Raw genomic sequence first — 18985 nt, 5'->3', positions numbered from 1 at the left:
CGTCCGATCAGCGCGGCCGGGCGACCCTCGCCTCGTCCCAGACCGGCTCAGGGGCCTCGTAGACCGACCCGTCCGCGCCGAACACCAGGAAGCGGTCGAAGGAACGGGCGAACCAGCGGTCGTGCGTCACCGCGAGGACGGTCCCCTCGTACGACTCCAGACCCTCCTGGAGCGCCTCGGCACTGGCCAGGTCGAGGTTGTCGGTCGGCTCGTCCAGCAGCAGCAGCGTCGCGCCGCCCAGCTCCAGCAGCAGGATCTGCAACCGCGCCTGCTGCCCGCCCGACAGCGTCTCGAACGGCTGCTCGGCGCAGAACTGCAGCTCGTAGCGCGCGAGCGCGTTCATCGCGTCGTTGCGCAGCCGGGCGTGCTCGGTCATGACGATCTCGCACGGCGTGCGCCCCGCCAGGTCCGGACGCGCGTGCGTCTGCGCGAACAGCCCCGGCACCACCCGCGCGCCGAGGCGGGCGACCCCGGTGTGCGCCACCGGACGCACCGGCACCGCGCCCCGCGGCAGCACCTCCGCCACCGCGGCGAGCAGGCGCAGGAAATGCGACTTCCCCGACCCGTTCGAGCCGAGCACCGCGACCCGCTCGCCGAACCAGACCTCCGCGCCGAACGGCCGCATCAGCCCGGTCAGCTCCAGGTCCTCGCAGATCACCGCCCGCTTCCCGGTCCGGCCCCCGCGCAGCCGCATCTTCAGGCTCTGGTCGCGCGGCGGCGTCTCCGGCGGCCCCGCCTCCTCGAACTTGCGCAGCCGGGTCTGCGCCGCCCGGTACCGCGACGCGAAACCGTCATTGACCGTCGCCTTGGTCTTCAGGGTGTTGACGAGCTCCTTGAGCTTCGCGTGCTCCTCGTCCCACCGCCGCCGCAGCTCCTCCAGCCGCTCGTTGCGGTCCCGGCGGGCCGCCGCGTACGTCGAGAACCGGCCGCCGTGGATCCACACCCGGCCCGCCTCGACGGTCACGATCCGGTCGGCGCAGCGGTCGAGCAGCTCGCGGTCGTGCGAGACCACCAGCACGGTCTTGGCCGTCTCCCGGAGCCGCTCCTCCAGCCACTGCTTGCCCGGCACGTCCAGGTAGTTGTCGGGCTCGTCCAGCAGCAGCACCTCGTCGGGGCCCCGCAGCAGCGCCTCCAGCGCGAGCCGCTTCTGCTCGCCGCCCGACAGCGTCCGCGTCTCCCGCCACCGGCACGCGTCGTAGGGGACGCCGAGGGCCGCCACGCAGCACGCGTCCCACAGCACCTCGATCTCGTAGCCGCCCGCGTCGCCCCAGCCGGCCAGCGCGTTCGCGTACCTCAGCTGCGTCGGCTCGTCGTCGCGCTCCATCATCGCCAGCTCGGCGGCCTCCACCGCCGCGGCCGCCTCGCGGACCCGTGGCGGCGCCACCGACAGCAGCAGGTCGTGCACGGACGACTCGTCCCGCACATTGCCGATGAACTGCCGCATCACGCCGAGCCCGCCGCTGTGCGCGACCGTCCCGTCCTGCGGCGCCAGGTCCCCGGCGACCAGCCGGAGCAGCGTCGTCTTCCCGGCCCCGTTCGGCCCGACCAGCGCCGCCGTGACGCCGTCGCCGACCCGGAACGACACGTCGTCCAGCAGCACCCGCCCGTCGGGCAGCGCATGGCTGACGTGCCCGACCTCCACGTGACCCACGGTGACCCCTCGTCGTCGAGAACCCCCGCCGAGTCTCCGGAAGGCGCCGCGACCCCGTCAAACCGTTTTCCGGCACCGCCGGCTCGACGGCGATCGCGGGCACCCGGCCGCGCCGGAGGACGGCCGCCTCAGACGGGCGCCAGCAGTGCCCGGACGTGCGCGGCGGCCGTGTCCAGCGGGACCTTCTTGGTCTCGCCGGTGGCCCGGGCGGTCACCTCCGCCACGCCCTCGGCGAGCCCGCGGCGGCCCACCGTGATCCGATACGGGATCCCGGTCAGCTCGACGTCGCGGAACTTCACCCCCGCGCGCTCGGCCCGGTCGTCGATCACCGCGTCGACCCCGGCGTCCCGGAGGGCGCCGTAGATCCGCTCGGCGGCGCCCGCCACGTCCGCGTCGTCGGACTGCGCGATCACCACGGCGGCCTCGAAGGGCGCCACCGCCACCGGCCAGACGATGCCGCGCTCGTCGTGGTGGGTCTCCACGATCGCGGCCATCGCCCGCTCGACGCCGATGCCGTAGCTGCCCATCACGACCGGCACCCGCTTGCCGTCCGGGTCGAGGACCTCGACGCCGAGCGCGCGGGCGTACCGGTCGCCGAGCTTGAAGATGTGCCCGATCTCGATCGCCCGGACGATCTCCAGCGGCTCGCCGCAGCGCGGGCACGGCTCGCCGGCGGCGACCTCGCGCAGGTCCGCCCAGGACCCGACGGCGATGTCCCGGGCGACGTCGACGCCGCGCAGGTGCACGTCGTCGACGTTCGCGCCGGTGAACATCGACCGGCGGCCGCGCAGCGCCTCGTCCGCGATCACCGGGAGCGCGACGCCGACCGCGCCGAGGCTGCCGGGGAGCGCGCCGAGCGCCGACCGGATCTCCTCCGGTTCCGCCGGGCGGATCCGCGCGGCGCCGGTCGCGTCCACGAGCTTCTGCTCGTTGAGCGCGTGGTCGCCGCGCAGGAGGACGAGCGTGAGCGTGCCGTCCAGGACGTACACGAGCGTCTTGATCTGCCGGTCGCCGGGCGCGCCGTAGGCGGTCAGATCGTCGATGGTGCGGACGCCGGGCGTGTCGAAGCGCTCCGGCGCGGGCGGTCCGGGGTCGTCGGACGCGGCGGGCAGCGCGGAGGTGGCGCGCTCGATGTTCGCCGCGTACCCGCAGGCGGGGGAGTGGACGACCAGGTCCTCGCCGACGTCGGCGGGGCACATGAACTCCGTCGAGCCGGCCCCGCCCATGGTCCCGCTGGACGCCTCGCACGCCAGCGCCGGCAGGTCCAGCCGCGCGAAGATCCGCGTGTAGGCGCCGTGGTAGGCGTCGAACGAGACGTCCAGCCCGGCGCGGTCCACGTCGAAGCTGTAGGCGTCCTTCATGGTGAACTCGCGCGTCCGCATGAGGCCGCCCTTGGGGCGGGGCTCGTCCCGGAACTTGGTCTGGAACTGGTACCACTGCTGCGGCAGCTGCTTGTAGGAGTTCAGCTCGCGCGCGACCGTCGCGAAGATCTCCTCGTGGGTCATGCCGAGCGCGTGGTCGGCGCCGCGCCGGTCCTGGAGGCGGAACATCTCCTGCCCCATCAGCTCCCACCGGCCCGACCGCCGCCACGGCTCCGCCGGGTGCAGCGCGGGCAGCAGCATCTCCTGCGCGCCGATCGCGTCCATCTCCTGCCGGACGATCTCGATGATCTTCGCGCGGACGCGGACGGCGAGCGGCAGCAGGCTGTAGTGCCCGGCCGTGAGCTGCCGGACGTAGCCCGCGCGCAGCAGCAGCCGGTGGCTCGGCGCGTCCGCCTCGGCGGGGTCGTCGCGGAGCGTCGGCGCGAACATCTGGGACCAGCGCATCTCGCGAGGGTAGCGAAGCGGCCCGAGCCCCGCCGCCGGTCAGTACCCTTGTTCGCTGTGAGTCGAGAAGGTGTGACGCCGCAGAGCGAGGATTTCTCCGCCTGGTACAACGAGCTGGTCGTGCAGGCCCAGCTCGTCGACCGCGGTCCGGTTCGCGGCACGATGGTCATCCGCCCGTACGGTTACCGGGTGTGGGAGCTGCTCCAGGCGGACCTGGACCGGCGCATCAAGGACGCGGGGCACGACAACGCGTGCTTCCCGATGCTGATCCCGGAGTCCTACTTCAAGCGCGAGGCCGAGCACGTCGAGGGCTTCTCCCCGGAGCTCGCCGTCGTGACGCACGCCGGCGGCAAGGACCTGGAGGAGCCGCTGGTCATGCGGCCGACCTCCGAGACCGTCATCGGCGAGTACATGGCCAAGTGGATCGACTCGCACCGCGACCTGCCGCTGCTGCTGAACCAGTGGGCGAACGTGGTCCGCTGGGAGATGCGGCCGCGGATGTTCCTGCGCACCACCGAGTTCCTCTGGCAGGAGGGGCACACCGCCCACATCGACGAGGGCGACGCGATGCGCGAGACGATGTGGGCGCTGGACGCCTACGCGAGCGTGGCGCGCGAGCTCGCGGCGATGCCGGTGATCGCGGGCGAGAAGACGCCCGGCGAGCGGTTCGCCGGCGCCGTCCGCACGTACACCATCGAGGGCATGATGCGGGACGGCCGGGCCCTGCAGGCCGGCACGTCGCACTACCTCGGCACGAACTTCGCCAAGGCCTTCGAGATCCAGTACCAGGACGAGGCGGGCAAGCTGACGCTGGCGCACACCACGTCCTGGGGCATGAGCACCCGCATGATCGGCGGCATGATCATGACGCACGGGGACGACAAGGGCCTCGTGCTGCCCCCGCGCCTCGCCCCCTACCAGGTCGTCATCGTCCCGATCGGGCGCAAGGAGCAGGGCGAGCAGGCCGCCGCGGAGGCCCGCCGCCTCGGTGCCGCGATCAAGTCGATGGGCATCCGCGTGCACGTCGACGACAACCGGCCGCAGCTGTCGCCCGGGTTCAAGTTCAACGAGTGGGAGATGCGCGGCGTCCCGATCCGCATCGAGCTCGGCAAGCGCGACATCGAGGGCGGCGTCGCGACCGTCGTCCGGCGGCTCCCGACCGCCGAGGGGCAGGGCAAGGAGCAGATCCCGCTGGAGAAGGTGCCCGAGGTGCTGCCCGGGATGCTCGCCGAGTTCCAGTCGTTCCTGCTGGCCCGGGCCGAGGCGTTCCGCGAGGAGCACACCGCCGCCGTCGACACCTGGGACGCGTTCACCGCGCAGGTCGCCGGCGGCTGGGCCCGCGCGTTCCACTGCGGCGCCACCGCCTGCGAGGACGAGATCAAGGCCGAGACCGCCGCGACCCCGCGGGTCATCCCCGCCGAGGCGCCGGAGGAGACCGGCGTGTGCGTCAAGTGCGGGCGGCCGTCCGCCTACGGCAAGCGCGTGATCTTCGGCAAGGCGTACTGAGCCGGCAAGGCGTACCGAGCCGGCGATCGCGAGCCGGCGATCGCGAGCCGGCGATCGTGCGTCGGCGAGGCGGCGGGCGCCGCGCGGTCAGGAGCTCTCCTCCCGCTCCGCGCGGCCGCCCGCCGACAGCCGGGTCAGGTACGGCTGGACGAACCACGCCCACCCGCACAGCGCCAGGACGACCACCGCCGCGGCGATCGCCGCCCCCTCCGCCGCGAGCGTCTGCACGATCAGCGTGGTGGACGCGGTGATCGAGACCGCGAGCGCGAACGCGCCGAGGATGCCGAACCGGTTCGCCCGCCGGATCAGCAGCGGCTTCTTGTTGAGCTGGAACAGGATCCGGTGCTGGAACACCGGCGCGATGAAGCAGATCGAGGCGAGCGCCGCACCGAACAGCGCCACGTAGAACAGCGCCTTCCCGGTGTCGTCGACCTGCACGAATCCCTTGGAGAACGGGACGGTCAGCAGGAACGCGAACAGCACCTGCACGCCCGTGGTGGCCACCCGGAAGCCCTGGAGCAGCTCCATCAGCTGCCGGTCGAGCCGCTCGTGCTCGGTCTCGTTGCGCGGCTTGGACGAGGGGTCGACGCTCATGAGATCCCTTTACCCGGCAAAACGCCCGTCAGTGCCGGTTTCACGCCACAGCCGGACGCCGGGATCGCGCGCGGTCGCCGGGCCCTTGGCCGGGCGTCCAGGCGCGCGGGCGCCGGGGCGTCAGTCGAGCGTCGGGGGCTCCACGCGGAGCGCCACCATCGACACGTCGTCGCGCAGGTCGCCGTCGCAGAACTCCAGCAGCGCCTGCTCCACCGCGCCGAGCATCTCCTCCGGAGTGCCGCCCGCCTGGCCCGCCAGCGCCTCCAGCAGCCGCTCCTGGCCGAACTCCTGGCGCGCGTGGTCGCACGCCTCCAGCACCCCGTCCGAGTGCAGGATCAGCGTGTCGCCGGCGTGGAGGTCGATGGTGTCCGAGCCGGCTTCGAAGTCCTCGAACAGGCCGAGCGGCACGCCGCCCCGCGACGCCGACCTGATCACCCCGTCCGCGCGGACCACGATCGCCGGCGGGTGGCCGGCGGTGCCCAGCGACACCGTGACCCGCTCCGCGGTCATCTCCAGCCCCGCCATGATCGCGGTGACGAACCGGTCCTCGTCCAGCAGCGCCTCGTTCGCGATGCCGAGGATCTCGCCCGGAGTCGACTTCCACCGGGCCCCGAGCCGCATGCAGTGCCGCGCCGTCGCGGTCACGGCCGCCGCGTCCTCGCCCTTGCCGCACACGTCGCCGAGGACCAGCCCCCAGCCGTCCCCGACGCGGAACACGTCATAGAAGTCGCCGCCGACGTCCGCGCCGTGCGTCGCCGTCAGGTAGCGCGCCGCGACCGTCGCCCCCGGGATGGCGGGCAGCGCCCGCGGCAGCAGGCTCGCCTGGAGCGAGTCGGCGACCTCCGCGCTGCGGCGGTAGAGCCGCGCCGCGCGGATCACCAGCGCCAGGTAGCGGCCGAGCCGCTGCACGACGCCGAGGTCCATCAGGTCGAACGGCCCGTACTCGCCGCCGGACGCGAGCGTGATCGCGCCGAGGCACCGGTCGCCGTCCTCCACCGGCACGCTCAGCAGCGACGTCGCGCCGATCTTCGCGCAGATCGGGACGCCGTCAGCGGCCTTGCCGAGCTCGTCCAGGCCGTCCAGGTGCGGGCGCAGGGCGCTCTGCCGGGTGACGAACACGTCGTGCGGGAGCGTTCCGGCGGCCGGGTGCAGCTCCTGCAGCGTCCGCGCCGCCTCGACCGAGTACTCGTCGTCCGGCCCCATCACGACCTGGCGGTGCAGGACGGGCGCCGATCCGGCCGCGCCTCCGCCCGCTCCGGACGGGCCGGTGTTCGGGCCCGTCAGGTCGATGAAGGCCCAGTCGGCCAGCTCGGCGGCCAGCAGCCGGGCGCACCGCCGGACCGCGACCGTCTCGTTGAAGACCGGCTCGTCCAGCAGCAGCTCGCTCGCGGTGGCCAGCACGTCCATCCGGTGCACGATCGTGGCCACGGCCTCGTCGTCGATGCGGGCCTGCGGCTGCGGCTGCGGCGCGCGCGCCTGCGGCGGCGACGCCGGCTCCGGCACCCGCGGCGCGGCCGCGTCCGCGCCCGCTTCCGGGCGCCGTGCCGGCCGCTTCCCGCCGTCCCGCTTGGCCGGCGCGCCGCGTCCCGCGGTGCCCGCGGCCGCGGTCCCGGTACCGTCGCCCGAGGCGTCCGCCGGGGGGCGCGCGGCGCCCGCCGCGACGACCACCATCGGGTCCGGCTCCCCGCGGATCCACACCCGGGCCAGCGTGATGACCGCGTCGACCGGGCGCTCCCGGCCGAGGAACCGCACCGGCACCCGCCGCCGCCGTCCCGTCCGCACCACCGCGGCCAGCTGCGAGCGGACCGCCGCGCGGGTCGCCAGATCGCAGAACGCGGTGAACTGCTTGCCGGAGACGTAACCGGACGAGGTGCCCAGCAGCTCCGCGGCCTGGCGGTTCACCCGCCGGACGCTGGTGTTGCGGTCGAGCAGGAACAGCGGCACGGGCGCGTCCTGGAAGACCGTCCGCAGCACCCGCCGCTCGTTCTCGGCCGCGTTCGACCCGCCCTGCCCGGTGCCCTGGTCGGCGCCCAGGGTGCGCAGCGCCGTCACCGCGAGCTCGAGCTCCACCAGCGCCGCGTCCAGGGTGGCCCGCAGGTCCGCCTCGGGCATGCCGGCGGCCTGGCGCAGCTCACCGATGCGCCCCTCGAGATCCGAGATCTCCCGTACCAGGGACTCGGGTTCGAGCTGATCGGGCTGATCGTGCAACAGGTCTCCCTCTGTGCCCCGAGGCAAGGTCGAAACAGGATCGGCTTCGCGCTCCGCTCATCCGGACCGCAGCCGCGGCGACTGCATCTCGCAGCCTATGCCGGTCACCTCCGTGCTCCTAGCGCGGGACCTAGCGGAGCCCCTGGTCACCGACTATCCGCTGGGCCAGTGCGGTCAGTTTCACATGCCTTGTCTGGGAAATGCGGCGCATCTCCGCGAAAGCCTCGTCGGCGCCGCAGCCGAGCGCGTGCATCAGGATGCCCTTCGCCTGGTCGACGACGGCCCGCGCCTCCACCGCCTCCTGCAGCTGCGCGGCCGTCCGGTGCACGTCGTCGTACTGCTGCGCGTTCGACATCGTCGCGCTGCCCTGCGCCAGCAGGAGCGAGACGAGCGCGAGCCGGTCGGGCCCGAGCGACTTCGGCGTCACCCCGTACAGCGTCAGCGTGACCAGCACCGGCGGGTTCAGGTGCGGGGACGTGGTGAAGCACCGCACCCCGCGGCGCAGCATGTCCGACACCGCCTCCGGCCAGCGGGTCTCGACCAGGATGTCGTCGCAGCTCACCGTGCGACGGTCCAGGACGACGTCGTAGATGGGGCCGTGCCCCCGCGACAGCTGCCGGTCGGTGATCTCGGCGAGGTCGGGGTGGCTCGCGGCCACGGCCAGCGGCTCGGGACGCTCCGCGTCCGGGGAGGGCAGCTCGTCCGGCGCGACGTCCCCGGCCATGTCCGGGAGGCCGGGGTCGGCCGTGCCCCGTTCCGAGGCGTCCTGCTGCCTCGGAACGCGCGGGACGTCCGGAGGCCGCGGCACCGGATCCGGCGACGCCCCGAGCGCGGCGACCGCGACGGGGTCGCCGAGGGACGCCGGCGGCATCGCCCAGCGGACGCACGAGGCGCCCGCGCACCCCTGCACGGCGCGCGACGCCAGCTCGGCGACCCGGTGCAGGGTGCCGACGTCGGAGGACTCGCCGACCATCCCCAGCCGGGCGATCTCCACGGCGAGCTGGTCGGTGAGCACCGTTTCGGTTGGAGCCACGCTTATGACGTTATCCTGCGGCACGTCATGCCCGGGCTGAGCGGGCTCAGTTGTTCGGCGGAGCCTTGCTGATCTCGGGGAGCGGGCCCCGCTGCCCGTCCGCCACCGCGAGATCGCCGATGGACACGATGCCGACGGGCCGCCGGCCGCCGTCCACCACCGGCAGCCTCCGGACGCACTGCTCGATCATCAGCCGCTCCGCCGTCTCGGTGTCGTCGTCGGGACGCACGGTGCACAACTCGGCCGTGCACACCTCGCCGAGCGGCGTCAGCGCCGTGTCGCGGCTCTCCGCGACGGCCCGCACGACGATGTCCCGGTCGGTGACCATCCCGCAGAGCTGCCCGGCGTAGGTGACCAGGACGTCGCCGATGCCCTCGTCCCGCATCACCCGGGCCGCCTCGTACAGCGTCGCGTCCAGCGGCAGCGACTGGGGGGCCGGGGTCATGACGTCGCTGACCCGTCGTGGCATCGCGCGCACATCCTCTCGAGTGACCGGCGGCTCGCGTGGCCCGTGTGCGCGCCCTACCCACAGTCGGCGTACCTATGCGGACGGTCTTGGTGAATTGGTGGGATGCTCCTCATCACGCGAAGACCGTGCCGTTAGAACGCGAATACGGTCCCGGTGCGGGAGTGCATCACGCAGTCGTTGCCGTAGCGCGCGCGGAACGACACCGGGCGGCCGTGCCACCGGCCCTTAGCCTGTGCCACGACGGGCGCGTAGACCGCGGTGCACATCCGGCCGTCCGGTGCGTGCGCGAACTTCCCGCCGGAGCCGGCGAGCTCGGAGCAGGCACGGGCGGGATCGGGGTGCCGCCCGCCCGGAGGGTCGCAGTAGAGGGTCACCGTGTGCGTGCTCGACGCGTTGCGCCCGGGATGGGTGAGCGTGAGCCGGAGGGACGTCGTCCCGCTCTCGTGGTGATGCGCGGGAACGGCGGGCGAGAGGGCGATCAGCGCGCCCGCCAGGACGGCGATGGTGTTAGACATGGCTACTCCCGATGGTCTGAGGGACCATCGCTCAATGTATCCATGCGACTACCGACAGTGCAGGAAAACCGACGATCCCGCGGTCACGGGGTAACCGCGGGATCGAGTCGGAACGTTGCGAAGGCTCGAGGGCCGGGGCGGGCCGGGCCGGGGCGGTGTGGGGGCGGATCGCCCGCGGCCGGGGCCGCCCGGGTCAGGCGGCCAGGGTGTGCGCGGCGCGCTTGTGGCCCGCGAGGGCCTCGCGGAGCTGCTTGCGGCCGCGGTGCAGGCGGGACATCACCGTGCCGATGGGGGTGCCCATCATCTCGGCGATCTCCTTGTAGGCGTAGCCCTCGACGTCGGCGAGGTAGACGGCGTCCCGGAAGTCCTTCGGCAGCGCGCGCAGCGCGTCGATCACCTCGGAGTCGGGGATGCGGTCCAGCGCCTCGGACTCGGCGGACCGGAACCCGGACGAGTGCGCCTCGGCCTGCGCGATCTGCCACTCCTCCAGCTCCTCGGAGCCGGCCCGCTGGGGCTCGCGCTGCTTCTTGCGGTAGGTGTTGATGAAGTTGTTGGTGAGGATCCGGTGCAGCCACGCCTTGAGGTTCGTGCCCTCCTGGAACTGGTGGAAGTTCACGTAGGCCTTGGCCAGGGTCTCCTGGACGAGGTCCTCGGCGTCGGCGCTGTTGCGCGTCATCCGCACGGCGCTGGCGTACAGCGGGTCGGCCAGCGGCAGGACGTCGCGCTCGTAGCGCTCGGTGTTCTCGATGCTCCCGGTGCCCCGGATGGTCTCGGTGTCCCGGATGGTCTCGGTGTGCGCGGCGGCGGCCGGAACGCGCACGGCGGCGGTGTTGCGGACGGGCATGGTGACAGCGGTCATCATCGCTCCCCGTGGTCGTGACCCGTGAAGGGCCGGTTGCTGGCGCGTGCTCGGCGGCACGCGCGTGCCGGGCGGAATGACCGCCCCCCGTACAGGTGGTACGCGCCACCGTTCCCGACGGGTTCGGGCCGGCGTTTGGCACGCTCCAGCGACGTGGTCCTCGCGGGTTCGTGCCCGTCTCCGGGGGAGACGGTCCGGCGTGGTCGGGGGCTCGGCTCCGCGGCGGCGCGGGCCGGGCGGCGGGTGCGCGGACCGGCGTCGCCAGGGCGACCCCGGGGGCCGGGACGTCGCGGGCCGTACTGGTCGGGCGCATCCACGCTTCAGTGGCTTCCCGTTAGGTAAGACGCCCGAACGGGGCCTGAAGGTTGCGTGGCGTCCGTCACATACCGTGGCGTGTCGGCCGAACCGGTGCCCAGGCGGCGCTATAAGCCGCCTGCTGCCGTCGAGGACCCGCGAGGCCGTGGTGAGGCGGCAGGGGTCTGGCGGCGGCGTGGGGCGGAGATCAAAGCGCAGGCGTCAGGACGGCAGATGGCCTGCCAGGACGGCCCGGACGAGCTGTTCGGCGAACTCCTCGGGGCCCTCCGGGAGCCGGGCGCCCGCCGCGACCGTCTCCGGCCCCGCGAGGCGGATCAGGAACGCGTGCTGCTGGCAGCCGCCGAGCAGGGCGGCGGCGATGGCCGGCAGCGGAGCCCCCGCCGACAGCCGTCCGGCCCGCCGCTCCGCCTCCAGGTAGCCGATCAGCGCGGCGTGCCCGAGGACCGGCCCGGCCGCCGGACCCCCGGGCGGACCGGACGGCGGCCCGCCGGGCGACCCGGGCGGGAGCGCGGGGTCCGGGGCACGGCCGGCGGCCTCCTTCTGCGCCTGGACGGGGCCGTCCGCGCGCAGCCAGGCGATCAGGTCCGGGTCCGCGAGCACCGGCCCGATCATCGGCAGCAGCTCGCCGTAGAAGCGCACCATGCCGGCGGCCAGCCGGGCGAGGTTTCCCTCGACCGTCCCCTGGCCGGCGGACCCGGCGAGGGTCGCCATGGCCGTCCGCGCGGTGGCGGTGACCTCGCCCAGCGCCGCCGCGAACAGGGCGGTCTTGTTGGCGAAGTGGTTGTAGAGGCTGCCCTCGGAGACGCCGGCGCTCCGCGCGATCTCCTTGGTCGTCGCGGCGGTGATCCCGCGCTCCCTGATCACCGCGACCGCCGCCGCCAGGATCCGCTCCCGCATCGGCTCCCTGCCCACCGCCACCTGCGCCACCTTCCCTTCCGTCGCCGGACGGTAGCACCCCAGCATACTGAGTGAGCGCTCACCCGTCATCGCCGGCCGCGACTCCTGCCGAGTTCGCGAGAACCCGGGCGAATGTCGTTCACCCGAGGTAACGTCCCCTTCACCGTGGGTTGCCGGATGCAGCGAGCGTCCCGCCCGGGGAAGGGGGCAGCGTGACCATCGCCGAGAACAGGCCGCCGCTCAGCGGGGGCGCCGCGGCCGCGCCCGACCAGCGGGCCGGGGCCCGGCAGCCCCGGTTCCTCGACCAGCCCCTGCTCGGCGTCGTGAGCATGGCCGCCTTCACGCTCAACGAGCACGGCCGCATCAACCACTGGAACCACGCCGCCACCGAGCTCTTCGGCGCCGGCCCGCTGCAGGCCGCCGGCCGTTCCCCCGCCTCGCTGCTGCGCCTGCCGCAGGAGCACCGCGGGGCCTTCGAACCCGAGGTCTTCGGGCACGTCTGGTGCGGCGCCTGCATAGTGCCCCGCGCCGACGACGGACGGCCCGCCGAGGTCGGCTGGTGGGTGTACCCGATCGAACCGGACGGCGACCGCGGGGCCCGCAACGTCCGCGTCCTCGCGCTGGCCGCCGACCTGCGCCGGCTCCGCGAGGACGGCCCCGGCCTGGCCATGGACGGCGTCCTCGTCGCCGCGCCCGACGGCGCCGCCCGGCGCGCCGCCGGAGCCCGGCTGCTGCGCGTCGAACCCGTCCTCGCCCCGCCCATGGACGAGCCCGCCACGGACAAGGCCGCCACGGACGAGCCCGGCGCGGACGAGACCGCCGCCGAGGGGGCCGTCGGGGACGGGCTCGCAGGCCACGGCGCAGGCCACGGCGCAGGCCACGGCGCCGGCCACGGTTCCGGCCACGGTGACGGGCCCCTCGCCCGCCGCCTCGCCGAACTGCTGCCCGCCGCCGGAACCGCCGCCACCGATGCCATCGTGTCCCGCGTGCTCGCGCTCGGCCGGCCCGCCGTCTCGCTCAGCGTCACCGTGCGGCTTCCCGTCGTCCCGCACATCGGCGACATGCCGCGGGCCCTGCGCATCCGCCCCCGCGCCGTCTCCCCGCACACCGCCGCCGCCGACCACGACGACCGGGACGGCGCCGCAGCCGCCTCGTCCGGCACCACCAGCACGTCGGGCGCGGACGAGAACGAGACGCTGACCTTCCTCAGCGAGGCCGGGCAGCAGATCGGCGGTTCCCTCGACCACCTTCAGGCCGCCCGCACGCTCGCCGAGGTCCTCGTCCCGCGGGTCGCCGACTTCGCCGCCGTCGAACTCCTCGAAGGCGTCGCCGCCGACTCCGCCCAGCCGTCCGCCGACCTCGACGAGACCGCCGTGATGCGGCGCGTCGCCGTGGCCCACAACGACGAACCCGGACGCTGGGAGCGGATCGTCCCGGAGGGCGAGACGCTCGTGCTGGGGCGCGGCACCCCGTTCGTCCGCGCCATGCGCACCGGCCGCGCCGTGCACGTCCCGCAGGTCGACGCCGAGTTCGCGGCCCGGCTGTCCGCCTCGTTCGGCGGCCGCGACCTGACCCCGCTGTTCACCGGCCGCGACCTGCTGATCGTCCCGCTGATCGCGCGCGGCCGGGTGCTCGGCACCTTCAAGCTGCTGCGCAAGCCCGACCGCCCCCGCTTCGACGACCTCGAGCTCGCCATGGTCGACGAGCTCGCCCGCCGCGCCGCGCTGTGCGTCGACAACGGCCGGCTCTACCGCCGCGAGGTCCAGGTCGCGCAGGAACTGCAGCGCAGCATGCTGCCCGCCGACCCGCCCGAGGTCCCCGGCGCCCGCGTCCACTACCGCTACCGGCCCGCCGGCCAGGCCGCGCAGGTCGGCGGCGACTGGTTCGACGCGTTCCCGCTGCCCGGCCGCCGCCTCGGCATCGTCGTCGGCGACGTCATGGGGCACGGCCTCACCTCCGCCGCGATCATGGGCCAGATGCGCACCGCCGTCCGCACCCTCGCCGTCGAGGACATGCGCCCCGACCTGCTGCTCCGCCAGCTCGACGAGCTCGCCCGGCGGCTCGGCGAAGACTACGTCGCCACCTGCCTGTACGCCGTGTACGACCCGGTCGCCCGGCGGTGCAGCTTCGCCAACGCCGGGCACGTCCCGCCCGTCCTGGTGTCGGAGAGCGGTGAGAGCCGGGTGCTGCCCGTCCCCGCCGGGCTGCCGATCGGCGTCGGCGGCGAACCGTTCGAGACCATGGAGATCGAGGTCGAGGACGGCTCCCGGCTCGTCCTGTGCACCGACGGGCTGCTCGAACGCCGCGACCGCGACATCGACCAGGGCCTCGATGAGCTGCGCGTCCTGCTCGCCGGGCCCGACCGCCCGCTCGACGCGACCTGCGACGCCCTCCTCGACGCGCTCGCCACCACCGCCCCCGCCGACGACATCGCCATCGTCGCCGTCGGCCTCGACGGCATCCCCAAGGACGACGTCGCCGTCTGGGAGCTGGACCCCGAGCCGAGCATGGTCCCGCGGACCCGCGCCCAGGTCGCCTTCAAGCTCGCCGAATGGCGCCTCGACGGGGTCGCCGACACCGTCCAGTTGCTGGTCAGCGAGCTGATCACCAACGCCCTGCTGCACGGCGCCGGGGCCATCGTGCTGCGGCTCATCCGCGGCGACGCCCTGCTCTGCGAGGTCTACGACGACGGGCAGGACATGCCGCACCTCCGGCACGCCGACGCCACCGCCGAGTCCGGGCGCGGCCTCCAGCTCGTCAGCCACATCGCCGCCCGCTGGGGCACCCACCGCACCGACGGCGGAAAGGTGGTGTGGTTCGAGCACCGCCTCCCGGAGTGAATCCGGTGGTCGGGGGTCCGCCTCCCACCGGTGGGAGGTAACTGTCCCCTCCGCGACAGATAGTTTCCAACGGTCCCGTCCGTTGAGATCGATAGTGTCGAAGCGCATCAACGGTCCATCGGGGGACGATTTGGGCGAGAAGCTGACCCTGCCGGTCCCGGAGACCCTCTACGCCACCTACGCCGTCGTGCTCACCGCGCCGATCCCCGACCCGGGCGAACTCGCCTACGACGAGGTCGCCGCACGGACCCGGCCCCCGCTCCGCGACCTCGTCCTCGGCATGCTCGGCAGCCCCATGGTCACCCTCGACCAGCGGCCCGCCGCCGAGTTCCCGCCGCTGCCCGCCGACCTCCTCGCCGCCTACGGCGCCTCACCGGCCGAACTCGCCGCCCTCGACGCCGCCTCCCACATCCTCGCCGTCCGCGCCGCCTACCGCCCCGGACACCCGCCCGCCCACGAATGGGCCGCCCGCGCCGTCGCCGGAGCCGTCGCCGCCGCCCGCACCGCCCCCGTCATCGACGTCTTCACCCCGCAGATCCTCGCCCACGACCACCTCACCCGCTCCCTGCCGGAGCCCGACGGCGCCGTCCGCCTCACCGACTGGATGCTCCTCCCGCACACGTCGGGACCGCACGGCTTCTGGTTCGCCACCAAGGGCCTTGCCCGGTTCGGGCTCCCCGAACTGCAGACCGAGAACGTCCCGCCCGCCCTCGTCGTCCCCTGGGGCCGCCTCCTCAACGGCCTCGCCCGCCGCGTCCTCGACCTCTGGCAGGAGCGCCTCCCCGCCGGCGAGCAGCCCCTCGTCGTCGACCTCCCCGAGACCGTCTCCGTCGGCCTCCAGGACGTCGCCGCCGCCCAGGGCACCGACGAGCCCCTGCGCCGCGAGGTCACCGTCCGGCTCCGCCTCGACACCCCCGACGAACCCGGCGCACCCGACACGCCCGGCGAGACCGGCGAGCCCGTCCTCACCGTGCTGCCCGCCGGCGACGGCCCCGACCGCCTGGAATCCCTCTGCGCCGCCCTCTTCGGCGCCCAGGACGGCCGCCGTTGACCTCCGTCCCGCTTGCCGAGCCCCGCGTCCAGAGCGCAGGATCGTCACCGTGAGATTCGGCCCACGCGACCGTCCCGGACCCGAGCCCGAAGACAGCGGCCCGCCCGCACCCCACCCCGGCGACGTCCACGTCGCGGGAAGGAGCAGGTCCCGCCCGGAGGAGCCCGCCGACTGGATCCCCGTCCCGCCCCCGCAGCCCGAGGCCCCACCGCCCACCGCCGAATCGCCTTACCCACCGGGCACATCTCCCTCACCGCCGCCCCTCTCCGCCGAGCCGCCCTGGACGTCCCGAGGCGCCATCGCCCGCGGCCCCTCAGACCCCCCGTCATACGCGCCCCACACGCCGGAGACCCGCCCCGCAGCACCACCGTCCGCGCCCGCCCCGGGGCCGTCGGTCGGCGGGCCCGCGGACTGGTCATCGCACGACCCGGGGCCGCCGTCGCCTGCCGGCCCGGCCCCATGGACGCCCCACGACCCGGCTTCACCGCCCGCGGCACCGTCGCCCGAGCCGCCCGCTTCCTCGGGCTGGACACCGCACACGCCGGAGACCCGCCCCGCGGCGCCACCACCCGGGTCGACACCCGCCCCGTTCGGAACCGAGCGGTCGGACGCAGGCTCTCCCCAGTGGACGCCGCACGTACCGGAAGCACGCCCCGCGTCCCCGGAGGGCACGCCCGCCCCATGGACGCCCGAAAATCCTGCGGCACGCCCCGTCGCCCCGCCCTCGGAGACCGCACCGACCCCATGGACGCCAGAGGGCCCTGGGGCGCGTCCCACGGATTCCTCGGCCACCGAGCCGCCGACCACAGGGCCCGCGGATCGGTCCCCCAGCGACCCGGCACCGTCGGCCGAACCCCCTCCCGGCTCCACGCCGGCGCCGTGGTCCCGCGAGGCCACACCCGCCCCAGGGACGGAGGATCCGGAGGGGGAGACCACACCCGCACCGTGGGGACAGCAGGAACCAGGCGCAGGGGCGCCCGCCGAGGCGACGGGGCCTACGGGCTCCTCCTCGCCGTACAGGTCGACCGAAGTGCCGTCGTCCGAGGGGTCGTCGCGCTGGGAGGCGCCGCAGTGGGCGCCGCACGGGACGGGCGTGCCGGTCCCCGAGGAAGACGCCGCCGGTGCCTCGCGTCCGGAGGACGAGCCGGAGCGGTGGGTCGTCCGGAAGCCCGGCGGCCTGCAGTCCGGAACCCCCGAAGACCCGGCGGACACGCGGAGCGCCGGCCGCCACGAACGGCCCGCCGCCGACGAGCCCTTCCTCCCCGGCAAGGGCCTCTCCGCCGAACCACCGCCTTCGCTGACGAAACCGGACGTGACACGGCCGGAAATCGCACGGCCGCCGGCCCGAGGACTGTCCGCCCAGCCGCCGTCCACCGTGCCGCCGCCCGCGCCTCCGCCGGGGCCCATGGCGGACCCGGGACGGCGCAGGGCACTGGCCGACGCCTTCATGATCGAGTTCGTGGGGAGCACCACCTGGCGGGCGATGCTCGCCGTCCTCGAAGGCGCGTTCCCCGGGCTCGGCATGGCGGCGGCGCTCTCGGGCCGCGCCGACGAGATCCGCGGCATGACGGACGGCCTGGACCGCACCTCGTCATCGAAGCTGGGCCTGCCCACCTGGCTCGACGACGCCGGCATGGTCTTCGACCTCAGCGCGCACCTGAACGCCCGCAACGCGCCGCGCACGCCGCTGCGGGCGCGTCCCGGGCAGCCGCGCGCGTCCAGGCCGTACGCGGGGGCGTTCGTGATCGACACCCTCGACCCGCTCCGCTACCACCGCGCGGTCGGCGGCCCCAGGGCTCCACGCGACCTGCCGGAGGACGCGGCGCTGACAACGCCGTCCGAAATGGGGGAGGACGACGACAGCGGCGTGGTCATCGTCGCGAACCTCACCTCGGCGGGCGTGCGGGTCCTCGACTCGCTGACCCTGTGGCGGTACGCGGGACGCGTCGTGACGAGCACGCTGCACGAGCCGTCCCGGCCCCGGACGCGAGGCCGTGCCCGGCGCGCCCTGCGGGCCCTCCGTCGCGTCGTGGTCATCGACCCGGATCTGGGCGTCGGGCTGTGCCTGCAGACCGATGCCGGGCATCCGCCCCGCTGCCTGCTGGCGTTCGGCGTCGACCGGACCGACGACGCCCCGCCCCGCTTCGTCCGGCCCTGATCACGCGTCCGGACGGAGCCAGGACAGGTCGGCCCGCCGGTCCTCGGGGAGCTCGCGGAGACGTCCCGCGAGCTCCCAGGGCTCGGCCGCGGGCGCCTCGCCCGGCAGGACGCCGCAGAGCAGCGTGCTCCCGGTCCGGACGACGGCGAACCGGCCGAACCGCGCGATCCCACCGCCCCGCAGGTGCGCCAGCTCGCCGAGCAGGGCGCTCAACGCACCCGGGTCCTCCGCGTTGATCAGGCTCCTGACCTGCGTCAACAGGTCCTCGGCGAGATCGTCGGCGCGGCGGCCGGACAGGTAGTAGACCGTCCCCAGGTAGGAGCCGTCGGCCGCCTGCGGGGACCGCTGGTCGCGGACGCGCACACGCAGCCCCCACTCGGCGGCGCACCGCTCGTACGCGTCGGCGAGCAGCGCCTCGGCCTCCCCCTCCTCGCTGAGCAGGAGCCCGGGGACGACGCCCTCCTCGCGGTCGACGCGTTCGAGCATCTCCCGCTGCAGCTCGTGCACGTCCTGCTCCACCGTGTCCAGGGAGCGGGCGAGCGCGTGCTGCGCCTCCCGGTCGAGGCCGAGGCCCGCCAGCTCCCCGGCGAGGTCGGCGGTCTCCTTCTCCAGCCGGTCGATCCGGCCCGAGAAGGTCTCCAGCCGGTCGAGGATCTCCGCGGACGCGCCGTCCGGCAGCGGCTGCGGGATCGGGATCCCGGACGGCTCGGCCGCCGCGGCGACCTCCGCCTTGAGCGCCTCATGGCGTTTGACGAGTTCGGACAGTTGGGCGCGCAGTTCGCGCACGTCCGCCTGTGCTTGCGGGAGCCGCTTGTCGGAGGCCAGGTAGAGCTCGCGTCCGGCGATCGCAAGGCAGAGCAGGACCAGGATCACGGTGGTCATGTGACTCCTCGGGAGGCGGGCTGCCTTCTCGACCCTAACCATCCGCGACCCGATTGGCCGAGACCGCGCCACATCCGGTCCGAAACGCCCGCCATATCCACCCCCGACCGCCCCACCCACCCCCAAAGACCAAGCAACCCAGCAACGCCCCCAACCACCCCCCCCAACCACCCCCGCCAAC

The 18985-nt window shown here is 74.4% G+C and carries 14 protein-coding genes; 4 read left to right on the top strand and 10 right to left on the bottom strand.

Annotated features, from left to right (window positions below; all coding sequences use genetic code 11):
• Positions 1-7: 7 nt before the first annotated feature.
• The gene (locus ABZ914_RS12220; protein ID WP_190860412.1) at positions 8-1651 is read right to left on the bottom strand and encodes an ATP-binding cassette domain-containing protein; all 1644 of its coding nucleotides are present in this window, start codon (positions 1649-1651) and stop codon (positions 8-10) included.
• Positions 1652-1779: 128 nt separating this feature from the next.
• Positions 1780-3477 carry a proline--tRNA ligase gene (locus ABZ914_RS12215; protein WP_500193026.1) on the bottom strand — a complete coding sequence of 566 codons (1698 nt, stop codon included), beginning with the start codon at positions 3475-3477 and terminating at the stop codon, positions 1780-1782.
• A 57-nt stretch (positions 3478-3534) separates the two neighbouring features.
• On the opposite strand from ABZ914_RS12215, the gene proS reads away from it, so the two are divergent.
• A complete protein-coding gene (gene proS / locus ABZ914_RS12210; protein ID WP_387027585.1) occupies positions 3535-4983 on the top strand; it encodes a proline--tRNA ligase in 1449 nt (482 codons plus the stop codon).
• Positions 4984-5070: 87 nt separating this feature from the next.
• On the opposite strand, the gene ABZ914_RS12205 is transcribed toward proS, so the two are convergent.
• The 7 genes from ABZ914_RS12205 to ABZ914_RS12175 all read right to left on the bottom strand — a co-directional run bounded on the left by ABZ914_RS12205 (position 5071) and on the right by ABZ914_RS12175 (position 11894).
• A complete protein-coding gene (locus ABZ914_RS12205; protein ID WP_190860418.1) occupies positions 5071-5577 on the bottom strand; it encodes a DUF6328 family protein in 507 nt (168 codons plus the stop codon).
• A gap of 120 nt (positions 5578-5697) precedes the next feature.
• Positions 5698-7785 carry a SpoIIE family protein phosphatase gene (locus tag ABZ914_RS12200; RefSeq protein WP_500193025.1) on the bottom strand — a complete coding sequence of 696 codons (2088 nt, stop codon included), beginning with the start codon at positions 7783-7785 and terminating at the stop codon, positions 5698-5700.
• Positions 7786-7915: 130 nt separating this feature from the next.
• Positions 7916-8818: an ANTAR domain-containing protein gene (locus ABZ914_RS12195; protein WP_500193024.1), complete on the bottom strand. Its 903-nt coding sequence runs from the start codon at positions 8816-8818 to the stop codon at positions 7916-7918.
• A gap of 46 nt (positions 8819-8864) precedes the next feature.
• Positions 8865-9287, bottom strand: a complete 423-nt coding sequence (locus ABZ914_RS12190) for a CBS domain-containing protein (RefSeq protein WP_190860420.1) — start codon at positions 9285-9287, stop codon at positions 8865-8867.
• 131 nt (positions 9288-9418) lie between these two features.
• The gene (locus ABZ914_RS12185; RefSeq protein ID WP_500193023.1) at positions 9419-9802 is read right to left on the bottom strand and encodes an SSI family serine proteinase inhibitor; all 384 of its coding nucleotides are present in this window, start codon (positions 9800-9802) and stop codon (positions 9419-9421) included.
• Between the two features lie 193 nt (positions 9803-9995).
• The gene (locus ABZ914_RS12180) at positions 9996-10661 is read right to left on the bottom strand and encodes a sigma-70 family RNA polymerase sigma factor (RefSeq protein WP_500193022.1); all 666 of its coding nucleotides are present in this window, start codon (positions 10659-10661) and stop codon (positions 9996-9998) included.
• Positions 10662-11177: 516 nt separating this feature from the next.
• Positions 11178-11894, bottom strand: coding sequence for a TetR/AcrR family transcriptional regulator (locus ABZ914_RS12175; RefSeq protein WP_500193021.1), 717 nt, complete (start codon positions 11892-11894; stop codon positions 11178-11180).
• Positions 11895-12085: 191 nt separating this feature from the next.
• Between ABZ914_RS12175 and ABZ914_RS12170 the strand changes: the two genes are divergently transcribed.
• From ABZ914_RS12170 to ABZ914_RS12160, 3 genes are all read left to right on the top strand, one after another.
• A complete protein-coding gene (locus ABZ914_RS12170) occupies positions 12086-14713 on the top strand; it encodes a SpoIIE family protein phosphatase (RefSeq protein ID WP_500193019.1) in 2628 nt (875 codons plus the stop codon).
• 94 nt (positions 14714-14807) lie between these two features.
• A complete protein-coding gene (locus ABZ914_RS12165; protein ID WP_500193018.1) occupies positions 14808-15764 on the top strand; it encodes a hypothetical protein in 957 nt (318 codons plus the stop codon).
• Positions 15765-16794: 1030 nt separating this feature from the next.
• Positions 16795-17922, top strand: a complete 1128-nt coding sequence (locus ABZ914_RS12160) for a hypothetical protein (RefSeq protein ID WP_500193017.1) — start codon at positions 16795-16797, stop codon at positions 17920-17922.
• On the opposite strand, the gene ABZ914_RS12155 is transcribed toward ABZ914_RS12160, so the two are convergent.
• Complete coding sequence (locus ABZ914_RS12155) at positions 17923-18804, bottom strand: hypothetical protein (RefSeq protein WP_500193016.1); 882 nt, start codon at positions 18802-18804, stop codon at positions 17923-17925.
• Positions 18805-18985 lie beyond the last annotated feature (181 nt).

This window comes from Spirillospora sp. NPDC046719, assembly GCF_040645715.1.
Classification (GTDB): domain Bacteria; phylum Actinomycetota; class Actinomycetes; order Streptosporangiales; family Streptosporangiaceae; genus Spirillospora.
The sequence above is the reverse complement of the archived record's forward strand: the minus strand, read 5'-3'. Positions and strand labels throughout refer to the sequence as shown.

Excerpts from the sequence above, each read along its gene's own strand:
- ABZ914_RS12215 (WP_500193026.1), bottom strand. The coding sequence starts at position 3,477 with ATGCGCTGGTCCCAGATGTTCGCGCCGACGCTCCGCGACGACCCCGCC.
- ABZ914_RS12205 (WP_190860418.1), bottom strand. The coding sequence starts at position 5,577 with ATGAGCGTCGACCCCTCGTCCAAGCCGCGCAACGAGACCGAGCACGAG.
- ABZ914_RS12190 (WP_190860420.1), bottom strand. The coding sequence starts at position 9,287 with ATGCCACGACGGGTCAGCGACGTCATGACCCCGGCCCCCCAGTCGCTG.
- ABZ914_RS12185 (WP_500193023.1), bottom strand. The coding sequence starts at position 9,802 with ATGTCTAACACCATCGCCGTCCTGGCGGGCGCGCTGATCGCCCTCTCG.
- ABZ914_RS12180 (WP_500193022.1), bottom strand. The coding sequence starts at position 10,661 with ATGACCGCTGTCACCATGCCCGTCCGCAACACCGCCGCCGTGCGCGTT.
- ABZ914_RS12155 (WP_500193016.1), bottom strand. The coding sequence starts at position 18,804 with ATGACCACCGTGATCCTGGTCCTGCTCTGCCTTGCGATCGCCGGACGC.